Genomic DNA, 16,789 nt, shown 5'->3' with positions numbered 1-16,789 from the left:
TTCATGTCATGCCTCTCCCCGGACGTGCACGGGCGTGACCCGTGCCGGTTGCCACATGGACCTGCCAAGTTCGTGTACGTGATCGAATCGGGCGCGGTAGGCCTCGGCGCCGTGCATGATCATCACCAGCATGCGGCCATGGCTGCGTGCGAAGATCGCGTCCATCGCAATCTCGCGGCTGGCCGTATCGAGGTTGGCGACCGGCTCATCAAGAATGTAGAGGTCGGCGTCCTCGCCCAGCACCATCGCCAGGGCGATCTTCTGCTGCTGCCCTGCCGACAGGGTTTCCGGCAGGCTGTCGGCGATCCCGTCGCCGTCCATCCCCAGTCGCGCCAGCAGCACCGGATCGGCGCCGAGGTCGCGCACCTTCAGCGGAGGGAACTGCAGAGGAAGCGTGATGGCGCGGATACGCGCCGGTCGCAGCAGCTGGCCGGCGACGGGCTGGAAGTACCCGGCCAGGACGTTGGCCAGGGTCGTCTTGCCGCTGCCATTGTCGCCAATCACCAGTGCACGTTCACCGGGTGAAAGGGCCAGGGTGAAATCCGAAAACACGGGAGTGGCGCCGTACCCGTAGCCGATCGACGTCGCCAGCAGACCACCCTCGATGTGCGTGGCCGACGCCGCGGCTGCCGGCGCGGTCATGAACTCCGCCACCCGCACCACCACCACACCGTGGCTGTGCATCTCGGCAATGTTCTTGAAGATGCCGATGAGCGTCGTGGCTGAGCGCCAGAAGGCGTTCATGAAGGCGATGAACGAACCCAGTGTCATCTGTTGGCGGAACACGAACAGTGCGCCGACGAAGATCGAGCAGACATCCGAGATCACCATCGTCAGGTCGCTCGCACCCTGCAGGGTCCTCACCACCCTGAAGCGCTGGTAGGTCGAATCCAGCACCTCGCGCAGGCTGCGGTCATGGGCCTGCACCGTCCTGGGGCCCAGGCCGAACGTACAGACCATCTTGAAGGCAGACACGGCCCGGGTCAGCAAAGAAACCAGTTCGGCCTCGCGGTCACGCTCCACCACGGTCAGCTCGCGGATGCGTCGGCCGACCAGCACGCTGACCGTGGTAGCGATGGGAATGATGGCCATCAGCACCAGGAACGCACGCCAGGAGATGATCAGCAGGGCTGCGATCAAGGCGACGAATGTCACCGCCTGGGTCAGGGTGGTGCGTGCGACCGACAGCATCGGCACCACGCCATCCTTCACGTCCGAGCGGATCCGCGCCACATAGTAGCCAGCCCCCTTCTGCACCACCTCGTCATAACTGCGGCCATAGTAGGCGGTCAGCAACGAGGTCCCGATCCGCTCCACGATGCGGTTATCCACGCGCTGCTGCCACAGCGCGCAGCTGTAGTTGCCCAGGTTGGTCACCAGGCACAGCAGCAGATATGCACCGGTAAGCAGCAGGAAGCGATTGAAATCCTGCCGGCTGGCGGCCTCGTCGAAGATCGCGCGGATCAGCAGCGGATGCAGCAGCCCGCCCAGTCCGCCGAACATCGCGGTGGTGGCGGCCACCGCAAGGTAGCGCCCGCGGAGGGGGCCGAGCAGGATCGCGAAGCTGGCGAGGATGGCGCGCACACTGTGCCGCTGCGCGGTCTGCTCGCGCTGAAGTGGCTGTCCGGCCGGGTGCGGGCGCGCATTCATGCAACCGCCGCCTGCCCCACCCCGGCTCCGTCCACTTCCCGTACCACCGCGCCATGCACATCGAGTGCATCCAGGAAGAACTCATCCGGCGCCAGCGTGTCGTACCGATGCAGGGCGCGGATCACTCCGGCGATGCCGGTACCGTGGTCGAAGGAAATGCGGAACAGATTCTCGCCCGGCACCGCCGCCATTCCCTCCTCCTCCTCGAACAGATACAGATCGACGATGCCCTGGTACGGTCGCTCCGCCATCTGCAGGTACCTAGGGTCACCGGAGTAGAGATGGGCGTCGACAAACACATCCAGCATGCCCGACAGGCCATACAACAGGCCGCAGAAGCCGGAATACTTGCGATGGAAGTCATCCACCAGCCGATTCACGTCCTGCCACAGGCCGTAACGGATCGCGACCTTGGCGATGCCCGCAGTCCCCTGCTCCAGATAGGGTTCATAGGTGTTGACCTCTTCCGGTGAGCTGGGGAAGGTGGTCACCCCGGTCTCCAGCTCGAAGCCGTAGGAGAGATCGTGTCGCAGTGCCTGCTCGCCAAGCACGCGCCATGCCGGATCACCACTGAGCTGCGACAGCCTCAGCAGGAACAGCGCCACGCCGGCCTGGCCGTAACCCATGCCGATGCGGACGCCACCTTCGTCCTGCCAGTAGGCACCCCGCTCTCCGTGGTGGACGGTGTCTGCAAGCCGCCGCGCCAGCGACAGCGCCCTGTCGAGATGCCCGGGCAGGCCGGTCGCGTGATGCATGGCCAGGTGCGCCATTCCGATACCCGCCATGCCGTGATAGAGCGAGTGATGCGCATGCAACAGGTCACTGCCGTCAGCGCTGTCGAGCAGGCTGCGGGCCAGTTCCACCTCGCCACGCAGCAGCGCCGACCAGGCGATGCCGGCAAGGCCGGTGAGGAACCCCGGCGGTAACGATGTGCGATCCAGGGCCTGCAGCTCCTGCGCATAGCGCTCCATCACCGCCGGCGACGGCTGATGACCCACCCCATGGAAGGCGTGGATCACACCGGTCGCCCCCAGACCAAGGCTCATCGTGTTGGTGGAGTGCGAGAACGGATCAAGTGGGAACAGCGTCCGCTCCGGCTGCAGCCGGCTGTGTGCATCCATGAACGCGAGCAGCCGCCGGATACACTGGCGCGGCGCCGGCAACGGGCGCTGCGGCGACGAGAACGGCGCCTGCAGGGTCGCCGGCTGCTGCAGCAGCTGTGCGGCCTCTTCCAGGCCGATACGGTCGTCCACCAGCGCCTGGATGACCTCGGCCACTGGCGTGTGTTGCCAGCCGATATCCTCCATCATCACCGGCAGCACCTTCTGGAACAGGTCGGTACGGATGTAGGCCATGGCCATCAGCGGGAACAGGCAGTAGAACATCACCACCGCGGTCGCATAGCGGTCATCCCTGAAACAGCTGGCGCGCTTGCGACCCTTCATGATCCGGCGGAATCCGGGCGTGTGGATGTCATCCCACTCATCGCTGCCGTCCAGGAACGCGGCCTCCAGATCGATCAGGCGCACACGCATGTCGCTGCGGTCGACCATGATGTTGGACGGCGAGATGTCACCGATCACCACTCCCACCTTGTGTGCGCGGTCGACCGCGCGAAGCAGACCGGTGAAGATGGTCACGCACATCCCGTAGTAGTCACTACCATCGCGTGCGCTGGGACGGGCCTTCATCAGCGGCGAATGCTTGAGCATCAGCTCGCGAAGATCGAATGCATCCAGGCGCTCTTCCACCAGATAGCTGTTTTCCCAATCGGTGAATGCATCCAGGCAGCGCGGCGAGGCGCCCACCGGGCCCAGCAACTCCAGATTGCGTCGTTCGCGTGCCAGGCGGCTGGTGGCGTCGAGCCCTTCCCCGTGCATTTCCACATGGGGTCGTGCCTCCTTGATGACCACTTCCTCCCCGGTGACCTGGTCCAACGCCAGGTAGACCCCGCCCGTGTTGGAGAACCCAAGCGCGGCCTGCACCTGATAGCGGCCCTCCTTCAACGTCATCTCGCCGGGATCATCCTCGCTGGGGAACGGGTCGGTTTCCCAGGCAGGCACCTCGAAATAGGGATTGCGCAGGTCGGGAACATGGCTGCCGTCGGGAGCGACCAGCATCGGCACCTTCTGGCCGATGAAATCAAGCCGGTACACCTGGCGCATGCCGCCATAGCGGTAATACAGGCAGCGGCAGTCCTTGTAGCGTCGATCGGACAGGATGTACGAGCCATCTTCGTCCTTCAGCGCCCCATGCAGCTGCTCGATGAAGCGCGTGAAGACCGCAAGGTCCAGCGGATAGAGCGTGATGAACTTGCCTGAGCCACCGCGTGGCCAACGCTTGGAGCTCATCATGCGCATCGTGTTCATGTCATTGGCGAACTTGAACTTCACGCGCTCGGCCAGGGCCATCCGGGTGACGATGCGCAGCACCCGCTGGCAGTTCTCCTGCGTGGCTGAAACGTGGATCTTCCAGCCTTGCGGCGGCAGGTTGCCGGCGACCGGGTCGCCATGCGTCGCCAGGTGCGACCAGACACCGATGCGATGGATCGTCCACGCCATGCCGGCCGCCTCGATCTCCGCTTCAACGATACTGCGGAAATCTTCGCTGGGCCGGTACTGGTTGTAGCTCAATTCGTAGAACCGCTCGTCGCCCCCCACATAGGCGGCCTTGTCCATGTGGCGTGCTTCACGCAGTGATCGTTGACGCGCTGACATCGTCTCTCCCTGGTCGGTTCCACGGCTCATTTGCCCGGTGCACACATCCGCGAACGGCTCGCACATGCGCGATGGATGCATTGCGGGCGCTCCAGCCTGCAGGCATCGCAAAATGCGGAATGCGGATTCCCTGCCTGCTTCATTCGTAAGCACGGCGTGAAATCCGCGGGCTATCGCTGCAATGCAGCCGCCCGGAATGTCCCTGCAGATCGATGATTGCCACCGTACCTTGCCGCTACATTGCGCAGGCGATTCTCATTCCACAATTGACTTGACTCATTCCAATCGGCAATGCCATTTTCCATCCGCCACGTATAGACCGGGGTTCTTCAGCAACTGCAACAGGGCTTTGAGATTGCGTGGTGCAATCGCGCAGTGAATCATTTCATTGCGTAACGCGTGGGAGGCACGCATGCCTCCCGATCCCATGTACGACTAAGGAGAGTTGATATGAATCGCGTCCTGAATCTGCAGCGCCTGATGATCGAAAACCAGCAGGAAAACCTGGGCAACAGCTGCAGCAGCTCCGACAGCAACTGCTGCAACGGCTAAGCCTCTCCGGCTTGCCTGAGGTGGTGGTGCGCGCCCACCACCTCGACATCTGCCACAGCGTGATGCACCGCCACGTGGCAGGTCTCCATACGACGTAGAGATCGCTTGGCAGGCAGCCGTCCGCTGCCCGCGCTGCGCGTCCTGCATCTGCCAATGCCAGGACAGGCATCCCGGGGGGGGATGATCAGCCAGCTGCAGCACGTGCTGCAGCCGTGACCATTGCTCGGCCCCGCTGCGACCTCACCACCATGACGGACGCTACGCAGTGCGCCTGCACGCCCGCCGGATCCAGCAATCAGGAAAAGACGCAGCATGCGCATCCTCGTGGCCATGGACGACGCCGAACTTGCACAGGCGCTTCGCAACGTATTGCAGAGCCGCAACATGCTGGTGGACCTCGTGGCAACCTGGTCACTGGCCAAGGCCGCGGTACAGGCCGTGGAGTACCGCGCCCTCATTCTCGACCGCTGGCTGCCCGAAGGCGATTCACTGAAGCTGGTGCAGATCGTGCGCGGCTTGCGTACCTGGCTGCCCATTCTGCTGTTGGGGCGCCACAACCACGCTGCAGACTGCATCGCTTGCCTGGATGCCGGTGCCGATGACTACCTGCCCACGCCGTTCGAGTTCGACGAACTGGCCGCGCGGCTGCGCGCGATTACCCGGCGCCTCGACGCTGATGCCGGCCACATTCTGAGAATCGGCAATTTCACGTTCGATTTTTCCAACCGCATGGCATTGGTAGGCGGTGCGCCCCTGAGCCTGCCGCGCAGCCAGCTGCTGCTGCTGGAAGCGCTTTGCGCCCGCCAGGGCCGGATCGTCCGCCATGAAGTGCTGAGTGCTGCCGTGCACCTGGCCGGCGCCGATGGCGGTACCACCGTGTTGGATCCGCACGTATCACGCCTGCGCCGTGCCCTGCGCTCGGCCAGTGTCAGCATCGAGTCCAAGCGTGGGCTGGGCTACATGCTGAACGACGACGCGGCCTGATCAAAGGCCATCGGCGCGGGCCGCAAATGCAACAGCCGGGGCGGTAAACCGCCCCGGCTGCCAGTCCCGCTGCTTGGGCCGACCGATGCGGTCAGGCGGCCTTCATTGCGTGCTTTCGCGCACGCATGACGTTATGGCATTCCTGCACTTCCGGCAGCAGCTGGGTCACTTCCTGGCGCACGGCCGGCGGCAGCTCGTTGTCCTGCAGCACATCCTTGAACGCGCCCAGCAGGCGGTCCTCGGATTCTTCAAGTTCAGCCACGTAGCCATAGTTGGTGTCACCGAAAGCGGCTCGAACCTTGCCGTAGAACTGCTGCATCGAACCGACCACGGTGCCATGTTCGGCCGGCTTGCCACCGCTGGCGGCCACTGAGCCGCTCAACGCTGCCACGATGCGGCCCTTGACGCCAGCGATGCGGGTGAACAGTGCCGACAGCTCGGCATCCTTGACCTTGGTGGCCGCTTCTTCATAGAACGACTTGCCATCGCGGGCGATTTCGATCAGGTCGTTGAGGCGATGTTCGATGGTGGACTGGGTGCTCATGGCGTCGCTCCTGTGTGCTCGAAAGTCAGTGGAGAATGGCAGTGCATCTGCATTGCCTTCGACCCCACTGTGTGCAATCGCGTGTGCCAACCAGGTGAGCACGAATTGATGCACGCATCACCATGCGAAACACCTGCTGACTTCGTCATTTCAAGCATCGTCGGCTTTCACGGAATCTGAGCGCGTTGCACGCGTTACCACGGTGCGGTGACGATGATCAGAGTGACCAGCAGCGCGATTGCCAGGATCACCAGCAGCACGTGCCATTGCTTCCAGGTGGGTCTCGGCTTTCCAGGCGTATTCATCGATGGGCTCCTGCGCGGGCGGGGAATGGGGTTGCCAGACTGAAGCGCAACGGCATCGCACAACGTCGACGTGAGGTGCACGTTTCGTGCAGACCTTGCTGGAATATCGGGCCGCATCGGCCTTCCGCACCCGTGCCTGGCGGCATATTCAGCAAGTACCACACCCGACACCGCCAGCAGGCTGCCACCCAGCACCCCATCCGCTGAGTGACTCACCCAGCAGCATCACCGCCATTGCGGCGGTCACGATCGGCACCAGGTTGAAGAATCCCGAAACGCGCGCCGCGCCCAAGCGCGAAAGACCGGTCATCCAGCTGAGGGGCGCAAGGATCGATGCACACACCGCAGCGAAACCGAAACAGCCCACCGCGGTCAGGTTGTTCACTCCGGCAGCTGCACCGGCAGCAGGATCAGCGACGTCGCCGTGGCCTGCAGGAACAGTGACTCCAGCACCGTCAGCGGAATCTTCCGGCGCTGCATCAGCACGATGCAGGCGGCAAATGCACGGCCGAATCCGTGGCCGAGATCGCGCAGCGGCCTCACATGAGCGTGCGCACGCTGGAGCGCATGGCGCGCAGTGAACTGGGCATGTCACTCGGCGGCCGGCGTGGGCGTGTGAAGTTCGTGCGCGCCACCGAGGCGCTGTGCACACGCAAGCCGATCAGCCGCATCGCCGGGGAGCTGGGCTATTCAGGCGTCAGCGCGTTTGCCGAAATGTTCAAGCGGCACGCGCAGTGCACGCCCGATCAGTATCGGGAGCAGCATCGGGCCGGGTGAAGGCCCGCATCGAGGGCTGTCGATTTCCCGCCCCGTCGCTCGTCGGAACAGGAAAGGCAGGCCCATCGGCCTGCAGGAGCGCTCCAATGCCACCGATCCTCACCGCCTTCGCCACCTCCCCCGACCGCGGCCAGGGCCTGGCCCGTGACATGCGCGTGCGCTGGGCGCTGGAGGAACTGGCCGTGGCCTATGACGTACAACTGCTCAGTTTCGCCGAGCTGAAGCAGCCCGCGCACCTGGCACGGAATCCGTTCGGGCAGATTCCCACGTGGCAGGAGGGCGACCGGACCCTGTTCGAATCCGGCGCCATCGCCCTGCACCTGGCCGAACAGCACCCCGGCCTGCTGCCGCGCGATCCGGACGCCCGCATGCGCGCGATCATGTGGGTGTTCGCTGCGCTGAACACGGTGGAGCCCCCCATCGTCGAGCGCTCCATGGCCTGGGTGCTTGAGCGCGAGCAACCCTGGTACGCGCAACGGCTGCCAATGCTCGATGAGCGGGTCCGGACGCGGCTGGCCCAACTATCGACGTGGTTGGCCAGGACAACGTGGCTGGACGGCGAATTCAGCGTGGGCGACCTGATGATGGTCTCGGTGCTGCTGCGCCTGAAGAGCAGCGGCCTGCTCGACGAGTACCCACAGGTCGCCACCTATGTGGCCCGGGCCACGCAGCGGCCCGCCTACCAGCGTGCGTTTGCTGCGCAGCTGGCGGTTTTCCAGGACGCCTAGCGCTGCGCCTCCTCCCAGGTAACAAGGGGCCAGCAGTCACGCAGGCCCCATGCGTTACTTCAATCGACGCGATCTCCAGTTCAGGTAACCCCGCCAGCCAAAGGGAGCACTAAAAAGCGCAACCGCACCGCACGCCAGCAGGCCGTTGAACATCCAAGGGGTCAGCTCCGGGGAACCTGCCGACATGGATGGAAACACGAACCCGCATAGCAGTGCTCCCACAAAGGAAGTACCGAATATGACCGTGGAACCCAGGCCTGGTGAAACTCGCATCGATCTATTCCTCATCAGTTCCGGTTGCAGGTCACCTTGACCTCGGTCAGCCTGATCGTGCTGGTGCAGGTGACAGACTGATTGCCCGCCCCCGTCACCGGGACACCGATGTTGTTGAGCGCATTGACGAAGCTTCCCATATCGGTGGCATTCCCATTCGGGAATTCGAAGCGATGCGTAACGCCGCCTCGCCCCTCGCTCAACTGTGTAACGCTAAGCAGAATGGAGTTACCGAACCTGTCCTTGTAAAGGAGGGCGTTGGGCTCCCAGCGACGGTTGATCATGCTGTAGTTGTAGGAAGCGGTAGACCCGTCAGCATAGCGGATCTTCTGCGGCGCCCAGACATCGATGCCAAGCGAGTACGCGCCGGAAGCCAGGTAGATGTAAGTCTCGAAACGCTGCCCCAGATGCTGGCTGACCGCATCCCTTCTCTGCGGATTCTGGATGTCATCGTACACATTGGTCGGGTAGCCGGGCTCAGACAGGCTGATCACCGATTGAGCGACTATGCGCTTGAACTGAAGATAGTTGATCGCCGGTTGCTCGACCGGGAGCTCGTCGATGATGACGAAGGGTTCGCAATCCATCGCGCCGGGTTCCATTTTGTCGCAACGGATGCCGCCTTCACGATCACGCATGACGCTGAACTTTCGTGCCATGTTGCCCGATGGATTCAGTATGTAGAGGATCCTGTGCGACGGCATACTTCATGAGCATCGCGCGCCACACGCGATGTCACTACCGCTTTGAAGGATTGAGAGCGCTTGCCATACCCGGCACTTCTCCCGCAGCGACGACACTGTCAGTGCAACCTGCGCCGGCAGGCGGCCTGCACCAGCATCAGCTGCGCCACCAGGACCAGCATCGCGCAGCCCGACAGCAGCCACGGATCGATGTACCACTGTTCGTTGAAACTGAAGTCGCCGGCGGAAATGCGCTTCCAACCGTTGAAGTGCTGCATCGCCGCCACCACGAACGCGAAGGCGCCCGCGCTGTACGACAGCCAGGGCACCACGATGCCGCCCGGGCGCGCGAACAGCGTCAGCAGGCCCAGCACGCCGATGACCGTGCGCTGCACGCGGCAATATGGGCAGACATAGGCCATCCCGCTCCATTCCACCGCCCAGGCCAGCAGGCTGACCAGCACGGCCGCGGCCGCGGCGATATACAGCATCGTGGGCGTGATCGTCCTGCCTGCATCGTGTGCCATCCCGCGCTCCTTCGTTCAAAGACCCCGGCAGGGTAGCAGCGTGGCAGGTTCAATCCTTCTTGAAGACCGTGCGCTTGCCGATCGGGCTGCCCTTGCGCGCCGTCGGTCGCGCCAACCCGGGAATCAGGAAGTCGGTGACCTTGTGGCCCTTCTGGATCCTGGAAGCGAGCCAACGCGGCATGCGCCCGCGGCCGGACCAGGTCAGCCGCTTGTATTCCGGGTCTCGGTATTTGGCGGCCACTTTCCCGGTTCTGCGCCGTGCCGGTTTCCGGCTGGGTGCGGCCGCTTCGATGGCTTCATCGCCAAAGAGTTCTTCGAGGGTATATCCCGCTTCCGCTGCGGCGGCTTTCAGCATACGCCGCACCGCGCTGGCAGGACGGCGGTTGGAAATCAGCTGCTTCCGCTGTTCAGCAGCAACCACCAAGGCGCCCAGCTCCCGCAGGCTGAGCGATTCAATATCGATCGTCATGCTGGAAAGGTCTACTGCCGCGCGGCGCCTGTCAAGGCGGCTTGCCCCCGCGTAGACACGGGCTTCACTGCGGGTGGGCTCCGATCGCCTTCGTCGGCCATCCCCGAGGACATCCCTGTGAGCACCTCATCGCATTCGCTTGCCTACCTGCTTGCGCGCATCCTGCTGATGGCGCTGTTCCTGGTCTCCGGGCTGGGCAAGCTCGGCGATCTCAGCGGCACCCAGGCCTATATGGAAGCCATGGGCGTGCCCGGCATCCTGCTGTGGCCAACGGTCGCCTTCGAGATCGGCAGTGGCCTGTGCATCCTGCTCGGCTTCCAGACCCGGCTGGTGTCGATCGTGCTGGTGGGCTTCAGCCTGGTCACCGCTTTCATCTTCCACCACAACTTCGCCGACCAGACCCAGCAGATCATGTTCCTGAAGAACCTGGGGCTGGCCGGTGGGTTCCTGCTGCTGGCCTGCACCGGGGCTGGGCGCTACAGCATCGACGGGCGCGGTCGGCGCGGGTAAGCCTCGATTCGGAGTGTGCACCCGCTAGCGGCGAAGTTCGGCCTCTGGCGCCAGCGTGTGGATCACCTTGCCCTGTGCATGCAGGTACTCGATGGCACCGTAACCCTCGGCCGTGAGGGCCCGGCCAGGTTGAAGGCGCGCTTGTACTGCAGGCCATCGATGATCGGCGCCGGCGTCTTGACCTGGGTGGTTCGCCAGCGTCGGACGCGAATGCCCGAACGCATTGCGATGCAGCCAGAACGAAGAACGCACAAGCACTGCGCATCATGCGATCTCCTGTCGGGATCGGAATCAACATCCGCACGCCCAGCATGCCTGTGGTCGACGACCCCGCGCGGTGACACCGGCATGCTGGCGATGGATCGACACCATCCCGTCAACCACGGCCCCCCGACGTCGGCCTTCCCCCCCCTGTGCACGCCGCCGGATACGGAAATGATCCCGGCATGCGGACGGGGACATGCCGACAATGCTCTGGAACACCTTGCGGAAGGCGCTCACGTCGTCGTATCCAACTCTCACTCGCGCGGCGTTGGATTACCTGTCCCGCTGCGAGTCCGCACCGTCACTCGAATTCTTAACTCTTCAGAATTCGACCAAGCCACCTTTGTCCCAGATGGCCCACAAAACAGCATGATGGCGCCCTACGGATTCAGGGATTTCGTTCATCTTCATGCGTGACATCGGACAGTTCTACGTAATCAGCGTCGAGGGAGTGACGCGGGCAGACGGCACCCTGCTGCAGGTCACCCGAATCGATTGCTCCTGCATCAAGTGTTCCTGGCAGTTCAGGGCCATTCCCAACCATGGCCTTGTCGATCTCGACGGTGCGGCTGCCCTCAGTTGCCCAACCTGCGGCAATCACCAGTCAGTCAGCCGCGCACGGCTTGAAGAGCTCAATCGACGCAGCGACGAATAGCCTGCACTTCAACCATCCATCAACGCAGCACCGACACGACCGATACCCGGTGGGCCCTATCGTTCGTCAACAAGCACCCCCCGGCATTCCCATGAGTCATACCGGCATTTTTCAGATCACCGATCTCACCTACAAGGCTGGGGAGCAGGGCGACCTGGCCCGCGCACTGCAGATCGTCGCCACCTGCACCGCCTGCGGATCGACGAGCGTGTGGGACGAGCATGAGATGGAACACGTTGCCGGTGGAACCGTGCTGTCATGCCGTGGCTGTGGTGTCCGCCAGGCCATCAGCAACGCGCGCCTTTCTGGCTGCGCTTCCGACATCCGCCATCCGCGCCGCTGAGCGGCGCGCAGTTCGTACTGCGTAGCCGCCGGCAGGGGCAGTCGTTCACTCGGCTTTTACAACGCTGCGACGTTTCAAGCGACAACGCGCACTGATGCATCTGCCTGCATCCAAGGGCCGCGCCAGCGCGTATGTAGGATGCCCGCGCCTTGCGGGCATCCTATAGAGGAACGCGCCGTGAAAGCCCTTCAGCGGATAGCCGCCACAGTCAGCTTCGCCGTACTCGTCTCAGCCACTTCAATGAGCTTCGCCGCCAGTACCGTGATGGTCGGCGGAGCGGAGATGTATCCCACCAGGACCATCGTCCAGAACGCCATCAACTCCAAGGACCACACGACCCTGGTCGCTGCGGTCAAGGCAGCGGGCCTGGTCGATACCCTCAATGGCGCCGGCCCCTTCACCGTCTTCGCGCCCACCAATGCAGCCTTCAGCAAGCTGCCCGCAGGTACGGTCGATACGCTGGTGAAACCTGAAAACAAGGCACAACTGACCAAGATCCTGACCTACCACGTGGTGCCAGGCAATTACAGTTCAGCGCAACTGATGGCCGATGCCAGGAAGCACGGCGGCAAGGCGACGCTGAAGACCGTTGAAGGTGAATCCCTCACCGTCGCACTGCATGACGGCAAGCTGTGGGTCATCGATGCCAAGGGCGGCAAGGCGGGGATCAGCGTTGCCGATGTCGGCCAGTCCAATGGCGTGATCCACGTGATCGACACCGTGTTGATGCCGAAGTAGTTGCAAGCAGCAGGACGAGCACATGCGCGGCAGCCGCATCGCGGCTGCCGCCGTCTCCTCCCATGAATCAGCATCGCGGCTGCGGGGCGATGACGCGCTACCTGATGTATCAGGAGCGTGCAGCGGCGTTGGGGCCTTTGTATCCCTGTCAGTCAGAAGGGGGCCTTGAATTCCAGGTGATTGCCTGACGTCGTAGATCTCGCATTCGGTTGGGTCCATCGGTTCCCAATGCTCGCTCGCCAGCTCAAAGAAGGCAGCGGGTACCTCCATGGGGAACGTTGCGCCTTTCTCGCGATTGCGCTGGCGGACGCGATCGAATGTCATGCGGGGTATCCAGGAGATGCACCACCAGATCGTGGGCCGCCCCCCTGACCTGCGCGTCGAAGAGGGTCTTCGTACCAATTCGAGAACCCACAGACCGTAATACTCCAGTGGTCAACTTAGAAGCCAGCCAAATTGACCATGAGGGAAGCAGCCATGCAACTGGAAGACATCGAGCGCATAGGCGACTACGTCATGCCGGAGCGCCCTGCAGTACGCTCAGATCTCGCACTGATCTTCGGAACTCGGCACGGAGTGGAGGATTTCTGCCAGGCAGTAGTCACCCTGTGGCACAAGAGAATGTTCCGGAAGGCAGTCGTTTCCGGTGGCATGACCGCAGGTCTTCACGATTCAGAAGCCGAAACCATGGCTACCCGCCTCATGGAGTTGGGAATTCCAGAGCATGTGCTCATCATCGAGCCGTTCGCCATGAACACTGGTGAGAACGTATGGCGCTCGCGCGAGCTTGCCGAGCGCATGCTGCCTCTCGAAGAGAGACGGAGCGTCATTGCCATCGGAAAAATCTGTTCCGCGCGTCGATATCTGATGACACTGGCCCGTCATTGGCCAGGGCCAATCGTTACCGCGCAGTGGGTCAACTATTTCGCGGTGGACAAGAGTGACTGGCACCTGGATCCGGAGTTCGCCGAACGCGTCAGGGCCGAGTACGTGAAGATCCCGCACTACATAAGGAGGGGATTCCTGATCGAGCTTCCAGAAAGCTGATCCAGGTGCTGCCAAGGCACGCTGCACGCATCACGCCACGACGCCGTGTGCTGTTCAGGGCTACCGAGCGGCAACACCGGGCCTGACCAGCCCGAAGTCTCTCAGCGCAACGTAAGGATCCCAGTACTCCCTGTAGGCCATTATCTTGCCGCTTTCGAGCGTTACCATGGAGATATGGTCCTGGCGATAGAGCCAGCCGGCGTGGCCGCCTCCGTGTACTCTCCGCGCACCTGCCGGCGAGGACCAACCAATTCGTTTCTTGCTGCCTTCCTTGTCATGGCAACAAGTGTCCATTGCCTGTCGATGCGCAGTAAATCCCGTGGAACCCTATCGGCGTCCGAGAATTATTTCCGATGTTCTTTCCGCCGACGCGGTAGAGGCATCGGGCCCGACGCCCAAGCACCTGCTTCTTATGGTGGGCCCACCAGGATTCGAACCTGGAACCAAGGGATTATGAGTCCCCTGCTCTAACCGTTGAGCTATAGGCCCGGCGCAGCGTCACAGTGTAGTGGAGGCCGCGCCCGATCGGCTACCCGGCGGCGGCAAGCGCCTCCGAAATACGCCCCAGCCGCCTCTCCGCCGCTTCCGCGAGCCATACCTGCCGCCTCAGGCATGCCTGGAACAACGCAACCATCCTACTGATCTGCTCCAGTCCCTGTTGGTTGTCGCCGCTGAAGCCGGCAAGCAATCCGGCCTCCGACAGCGTCAGCAGCGCATACGTCGTACGGCGTGCAAATCCCAATCGATCCTCGCACTCATCCCGCATCACCTCATCCCAGTCCAGCAGCGGCGGGAAATCGGTTTGCACGGGCTCGGGAACATCGTGCTCCACATCCTTCATGGCGTGACTCCAGATGCATGACGAATCAATGCCGCAGGCCGTACGAGTTGCACGTGACCTGCCGCGCGCTTGCATCGGCGCCGGTGATGACCGGCCCGCCTACGGGATGTGTTGAGCATCTGCGCGATCAGCGTGCGACCGTCGCAGGAAAAATTCAAACGGCAGATGCGTCATCGGCAAGCCCCGTCGGGCATGTCCAGGCACCCCAAAAAGAAAAACCCCGCACCAGGCGGGGTTTCTCTCAACGCTTCACCAGCCGCTGGAAATCAATCGATATCCAGGAAGCTGCGCAGCTGCTCCGAGCGGCTCGGGTGACGCAGCTTGCGCAGCGCCTTCGCTTCGATCTGGCGGATGCGCTCGCGGGTCACGTCGAACTGCTTGCCGACTTCTTCCAGCGTGTGGTCGGTGTTCATGTCGATGCCGAAGCGCATGCGCAGCACCTTGGCTTCCCTCGGGGTGAGGCCGGCCAGCACGTCGCGCACGGTTTCAGACAGGTTGATGTTGGTGGTGTTCTCGATCGGGGACTCCACGTTGGTGTCCTCGATGAAGTCGCCCAGATGGGAATCCTCGTCGTCGCCGATCGGGGTTTCCATCGAGATCGGCTCCTTGGCGATCTTCATCACCTTGCGGATCTTGTCTTCCGGCATGTCCATTTCCTTGGCCAGCTCCTCCGGCGTAGCCTCGCGGCCGTACTGCTGGAGCATCTGGCGGGAAATGCGGTTCAACTTGTTGATCGTCTCGATCATGTGCACCGGAATACGGATGGTGCGCGCCTGGTCGGCAATCGAGCGGGTGATCGCCTGGCGGATCCACCAGGTGGCGTAGGTCGAGAACTTGTAACCGCGGCGGTACTCGAACTTGTCCACGGCCTTCATCAGGCCGATGTTGCCTTCCTGGATCAGGTCGAGGAACTGCAGGCCACGGTTGGTGTACTTCTTGGCGATCGAGATCACCAGGCGCAGGTTGGCCTCGACCATTTCCTTCTTGGCCTTGCGCGCCTTGGCTTCACCGTAGGCCATGGCACGGCTGATTTCCTTCAGCTCTTCCAGGTCCAGCTGGGTCAGCTTCTCGATGTCGATCGTCGCCTGCTGTTCGGCGATGATCTGGTCCTTCACTTCGCGCAGGGCCGACGACCACTTCTGCTTGCGCTTCAGTGCGTCTTCCACCCACTCCAGGTTGGTCTGGTTGCCTTCCCAGGAGCGGATGAAGTCCTTGCGCGGCATGCGCGCGGTGACGGTGGCCAGGTTCAGCACGCGTCGCTCATGGGCCTTGATCGACGCCATGGTGTCGCGCAGCTGCTTGGTCAGCACGTCGGTCAGCGGCAGCGGCAGCTTCAGGGTGACGAACACCGCCGACATCTCTTCGCGCAGGCGCGGCAGGTTCTTCTTGTCGCCCTTGGTCGCCGCCTTCTTGAAGGCATTGAAAGCATCGCTCAGCGCCTGCATGCGCGCAGCGACTTCCTCCGGATCCGGACCGGTCGGTGCGGCTTCTTCCTCGCCACCCTCGACGTCATCGTCCTCGTCCTCGTCGCCTTCTGCGTCGGCATCGCTGCTGTCATCGGCAGCGACCGCCGGCGGCGCCGGCTCTTCGTCGGCCAGGTCGTTGAAGCCGACGATCACTTCGGCCAGGCGCTTCTTGCCTTCCTTGTGGGCCTCGTAGTCGGTCAGCAGCGATTCGACCGAAACCGGGAACTGGCCCAGGGCGGCCTGGACCTGCGAAAGGCCTTCCTCGATGCGCTTGGCGATGGCGATTTCGCCTTCGCGGGTCAGCAGCTCGACCGTGCCCATTTCGCGCATGTACATGCGCACCGGGTCGGTGGTACGGCCACCTTCGGTGTCGAGCGCGCTCAGCGCGGCGGCAGCTTCTTCGGCCGCGGTGTCATCGACTTCGCGGTTACCGGTGTTGCCGTCGTTGAGAAGCAGGGTTTCCACATCCGGCGCAACTTCATGGACATCGATGCCCATGCCGTTGATCATGCCGATGATGTCTTCGATCTGTTCCGGGTCGACCATGTCGTCCGGCAGATGGTCATTGACTTCGGCGTAGGTCAGGTAGCCCTGTTCCAGGCCCTTGCTGATCAGTTGCTTGATTTCGGATTGGGCAGGACGTTCGTTGGCCATGTAGTGCTCGCGCCACCGGCTAGGGAGAAATAGGGAACGTAGCATTATACCAGCCCGGGGCC

At 63.0% G+C, this 16,789-nt stretch carries 18 protein-coding genes, 1 tRNA gene and 1 pseudogene; 9 read left to right on the top strand and 11 right to left on the bottom strand.

Features of this window, described 5'->3' with window-relative positions:
• Window positions 1-6: 6 nt before the first annotated feature.
• Window positions 7-1,650: an ABC transporter ATP-binding protein gene (locus E5790_RS12530; protein ID WP_014648531.1), complete on the bottom strand. Its 1,644-nt coding sequence runs from the start codon at window positions 1,648-1,650 to the stop codon at window positions 7-9.
• Entirely contained in the window at window positions 1,647-4,367 is a 2,721-nt protein-coding gene (gene lanKC, locus E5790_RS12525; RefSeq protein ID WP_111206684.1) for a class III lanthionine synthetase LanKC, read from the bottom strand. Before lanKC ends, E5790_RS12530 begins: the two co-directional genes overlap by 4 nt.
• A 450-nt stretch (window positions 4,368-4,817) precedes the next feature.
• Between lanKC and E5790_RS21980 the strand changes: the two genes are divergently transcribed.
• Both E5790_RS21980 and E5790_RS12520 read left to right on the top strand, forming a co-directional pair.
• Complete coding sequence (locus E5790_RS21980) at window positions 4,818-4,919, top strand: class III lanthipeptide (RefSeq protein ID WP_014038605.1); 102 nt, start codon at window positions 4,818-4,820, stop codon at window positions 4,917-4,919.
• A 312-nt stretch (window positions 4,920-5,231) separates the two neighbouring features.
• A complete protein-coding gene (locus E5790_RS12520; protein ID WP_032958333.1) occupies window positions 5,232-5,903 on the top strand; it encodes a response regulator transcription factor in 672 nt (223 codons plus the stop codon).
• Window positions 5,904-5,994: 91 nt separating this feature from the next.
• Here the strand turns inward: E5790_RS12520 and E5790_RS12515 are convergent, their stop codons facing one another.
• The 3 genes from E5790_RS12515 to E5790_RS22085 all read right to left on the bottom strand — a co-directional run bounded on the left by E5790_RS12515 (window position 5,995) and on the right by E5790_RS22085 (window position 7,295).
• Complete coding sequence (locus tag E5790_RS12515; protein WP_014648535.1) at window positions 5,995-6,447, bottom strand: PA2169 family four-helix-bundle protein; 453 nt, start codon at window positions 6,445-6,447, stop codon at window positions 5,995-5,997.
• Between the two features lie 453 nt (window positions 6,448-6,900).
• Window positions 6,901-7,137 carry an EamA family transporter gene (locus E5790_RS22090; protein ID WP_229653719.1) on the bottom strand — a complete coding sequence of 79 codons (237 nt, stop codon included), beginning with the start codon at window positions 7,135-7,137 and terminating at the stop codon, window positions 6,901-6,903.
• Window positions 7,134-7,295: a hypothetical protein gene (locus E5790_RS22085; RefSeq protein WP_232017619.1), complete on the bottom strand. Its 162-nt coding sequence runs from the start codon at window positions 7,293-7,295 to the stop codon at window positions 7,134-7,136. Before E5790_RS22085 ends, E5790_RS22090 begins: the two co-directional genes overlap by 4 nt.
• Here E5790_RS22085 and E5790_RS12505 point away from each other — a divergent pair.
• Both E5790_RS12505 and E5790_RS12500 read left to right on the top strand, forming a co-directional pair.
• Window positions 7,260-7,529 (top strand): annotated as a pseudogene (locus tag E5790_RS12505) (helix-turn-helix domain-containing protein); the annotation flags it as partial. The gene E5790_RS22085 and the pseudogene E5790_RS12505 sit on opposite strands and share 36 nt — an antisense overlap.
• Before the next feature lie 86 nt (window positions 7,530-7,615).
• On the top strand, window positions 7,616-8,257 hold the full coding sequence (locus E5790_RS12500) for a glutathione S-transferase family protein (RefSeq protein ID WP_049439245.1): 642 nt from the start codon (window positions 7,616-7,618) through the stop codon (window positions 8,255-8,257).
• 287 nt (window positions 8,258-8,544) lie between these two features.
• On the opposite strand, the gene E5790_RS12495 is transcribed toward E5790_RS12500, so the two are convergent.
• From E5790_RS12495 to E5790_RS12485, 3 genes are all read right to left on the bottom strand, one after another.
• Window positions 8,545-9,168, bottom strand: a complete 624-nt coding sequence (locus E5790_RS12495; RefSeq protein ID WP_229653720.1) for a hypothetical protein — start codon at window positions 9,166-9,168, stop codon at window positions 8,545-8,547.
• 164 nt (window positions 9,169-9,332) lie between these two features.
• Window positions 9,333-9,740 carry a hypothetical protein gene (locus tag E5790_RS12490; protein WP_049404777.1) on the bottom strand — a complete coding sequence of 136 codons (408 nt, stop codon included), beginning with the start codon at window positions 9,738-9,740 and terminating at the stop codon, window positions 9,333-9,335.
• A 49-nt stretch (window positions 9,741-9,789) separates the two neighbouring features.
• Window positions 9,790-10,209 (bottom strand): H-NS histone family protein, encoded by a 420-nt coding sequence (locus E5790_RS12485; protein WP_032958325.1) that lies wholly within the window; start codon window positions 10,207-10,209, stop codon window positions 9,790-9,792.
• A 117-nt stretch (window positions 10,210-10,326) separates the two neighbouring features.
• On the opposite strand from E5790_RS12485, the gene E5790_RS12480 reads away from it, so the two are divergent.
• From E5790_RS12480 to E5790_RS12450, 5 genes are all read left to right on the top strand, one after another.
• Entirely contained in the window at window positions 10,327-10,719 is a 393-nt protein-coding gene (locus E5790_RS12480) for a DoxX family protein (RefSeq protein WP_032958324.1), read from the top strand.
• A 673-nt stretch (window positions 10,720-11,392) separates the two neighbouring features.
• On the top strand, window positions 11,393-11,638 hold the full coding sequence (locus E5790_RS12465; RefSeq protein WP_014648541.1) for a hypothetical protein: 246 nt from the start codon (window positions 11,393-11,395) through the stop codon (window positions 11,636-11,638).
• A gap of 91 nt (window positions 11,639-11,729) precedes the next feature.
• Complete coding sequence (locus E5790_RS12460; RefSeq protein ID WP_014648542.1) at window positions 11,730-11,981, top strand: hypothetical protein; 252 nt, start codon at window positions 11,730-11,732, stop codon at window positions 11,979-11,981.
• Between the two features lie 240 nt (window positions 11,982-12,221).
• The gene (locus E5790_RS12455; protein ID WP_229653787.1) at window positions 12,222-12,719 is read left to right on the top strand and encodes a fasciclin domain-containing protein; all 498 of its coding nucleotides are present in this window, start codon (window positions 12,222-12,224) and stop codon (window positions 12,717-12,719) included.
• A 477-nt stretch (window positions 12,720-13,196) separates the two neighbouring features.
• The gene (locus tag E5790_RS12450; protein WP_046432713.1) at window positions 13,197-13,766 is read left to right on the top strand and encodes a YdcF family protein; all 570 of its coding nucleotides are present in this window, start codon (window positions 13,197-13,199) and stop codon (window positions 13,764-13,766) included.
• A 413-nt stretch (window positions 13,767-14,179) separates the two neighbouring features.
• Here the strand turns inward: E5790_RS12450 and E5790_RS12445 are convergent.
• The 3 genes from E5790_RS12445 to rpoD form a co-directional block, all read right to left on the bottom strand.
• Window positions 14,180-14,255, bottom strand: a tRNA-Ile gene (locus tag E5790_RS12445).
• Window positions 14,256-14,295: 40 nt separating this feature from the next.
• Entirely contained in the window at window positions 14,296-14,607 is a 312-nt protein-coding gene (locus tag E5790_RS12440) for a hypothetical protein (protein ID WP_111206754.1), read from the bottom strand.
• Between the two features lie 266 nt (window positions 14,608-14,873).
• Window positions 14,874-16,727, bottom strand: coding sequence for an RNA polymerase sigma factor RpoD (gene rpoD / locus E5790_RS12435; protein ID WP_014648552.1), 1,854 nt, complete (start codon window positions 16,725-16,727; stop codon window positions 14,874-14,876).
• Window positions 16,728-16,789: the final 62 nt, after the last annotated feature.

Origin of the sequence: Stenotrophomonas sp. PAMC25021 (genome assembly GCF_004795795.1) — a bacterium.
In the GTDB taxonomy this organism is placed as follows: Bacteria; Pseudomonadota; Gammaproteobacteria; order Xanthomonadales; family Xanthomonadaceae; genus Stenotrophomonas; species Stenotrophomonas muris.
Note: the sequence above shows the minus strand (reverse complement) of the source record. Positions and strands in the feature narration are given on the sequence as shown.